This window comes from Mucilaginibacter sp. P4_G9 (genome assembly GCF_056400985.1).
This window is the reverse complement of sequence record NZ_JBFUKF010000697.1, coordinates 1-1,614: the sequence shown is the minus strand read 5'-3', so window position 1 is coordinate 1,614 and position 1,614 is coordinate 1. Positions and strand designations below refer to the sequence as shown.

Genomic DNA, 1,614 nt, shown 5'->3' with positions numbered 1-1,614 from the left:
CATCTCCCCATTGCTGCCCCTCCTGCCTTATGCCATCATATAAAGTAAGTACCCGGTTATAGCCCAGGCCCCGTATAAAAGGTTTAGAAATGTTTGGCCCGGTAGTAACCGCGTTTACACCCGGCACTCCTTTTACTATGGCGTCAATAATGTTATTATTCACGTTTTCGTTCATTTCTTTTTTGGTCATTACCGCTATTGGCACAGGGTTACGCCGCAATTCGGTAGCCCGGGACACCCCTGTTATCACCACTTCGTTCAGTTTTGAGCTGCTCTCTTTCAGGTTGACCTTTAAAACTGTAGCCTGCCCGGTATGGATGGCTACCTTAAGCTTTTCGGGGACGTATCCTATTGCCGAAAATGACACTTCGTAATTGCCGGGAGAAATGTTTTTAAGATTGTAATAACCCTTTTCATCGCTTGTGGTGCCCAATGTTGTGCCTGTAAGGGTTACAGAAGCATAGGCAAGCGGTTCGCTTCCGGTTACAAGTCTCCCCTTTAATGCCCCATTTTGGGCTATAACGGCAACAGGTATAAATAACATTAAAAGCAGGTATAGTATTTTCATTTTACTTTATAAGACTTATTTAATTTAAAATGCAAAGCAAATAAAAATAATTAGTCTTACCTAATTTTATTTAAAAATTATAACTAATAAATTAATATTGGGTAGCTTATATGCTCAACGAATACCTGTTGGGAGTATGTTAATGGAAGACTATTCCGCGTAACACACAGAACAGGGGGATAAACTATTGCAGGATCAATTAGCATGGTACTTATTTTTAGGTGGGAAATGGGCCGAAATTAAAGCACTACCAATCGGGGTCATCAATATTGGGAGGGACATTTTTCAGTCAGCATGCGTGCAAGTTGTTAGCCGGTGATATTTGGGTTATGTGGATTAACGCTGATAGCCCAGCCACTTCCGGTGCGGAAAAAAAACATCCCGGATATGGCGCGGAAAATACCTGCCATGAGTTGATTTTTTTAATCGACTGTGACACCAATTCGCACATAAATTTAGGAGATCAAAACATTTTCAAACTCAACAAGTTGATAATAAAAGAGATAGGAATGGATGAGAAAGCGAGAATTGTCATATTTATGCCATAAAGTGTATACGCCTTCACACTTATTTTACACCCAAACTTCACAATTAAAAGGGTTTTACCTGTTATATAGGCGTTGTCTTTGAACTATTAGTATTTTTGATCCCCCATTAACGACTGTTTTTTTGACAGTAATTTTTTTAAAACGGGAATTCCTTTGACGACATTATTTTAAAAAAATATGAGAACGAAAAAAACAATTAGTAAAACGATTTTACACTGCTTGGTACTGATCGCGATGCTTAGTTTGGGTAGTTGTAGTAAAAATGAGATAGGTAATATAAATCCGTTAAACAGCCAAACCTCAACCCATGAATTAAGCATACCAGGAAATGCTACTGCCTCTTTAGCTACAGTAGCAACTTACGCCATTAATGTATCTACTTTAAGGTTAGATTCCGGGTATTGCTATAAAGCAGGGCAAATTCCCTTCGCAGGGGATTCAAGTCAGGAACCAACCGGATCAACCCTTAGGCTTTTTGAAAACGGAGTGGAATTAGGC

The 1,614-nt window shown here is 39.3% G+C and carries 2 protein-coding genes; one reads left to right on the top strand and one right to left on the bottom strand.

The annotated features are described in order from the left end of the window. Positions 1 to 568: carboxypeptidase-like regulatory domain-containing protein (locus AC1DPZ_RS26820; RefSeq protein ID WP_477409256.1), on the bottom strand; the 568-nt coding region annotated here is incomplete at its 3' end. A 725-nt stretch (positions 569 to 1,293) separates the two neighbouring features. Between AC1DPZ_RS26820 and AC1DPZ_RS26815 the strand changes: the two genes are divergently transcribed. After that, a partial coding sequence (locus tag AC1DPZ_RS26815) for a hypothetical protein (RefSeq protein WP_477409254.1) occupies positions 1,294 to 1,614 on the top strand: 321 nt, incomplete at its 3' end.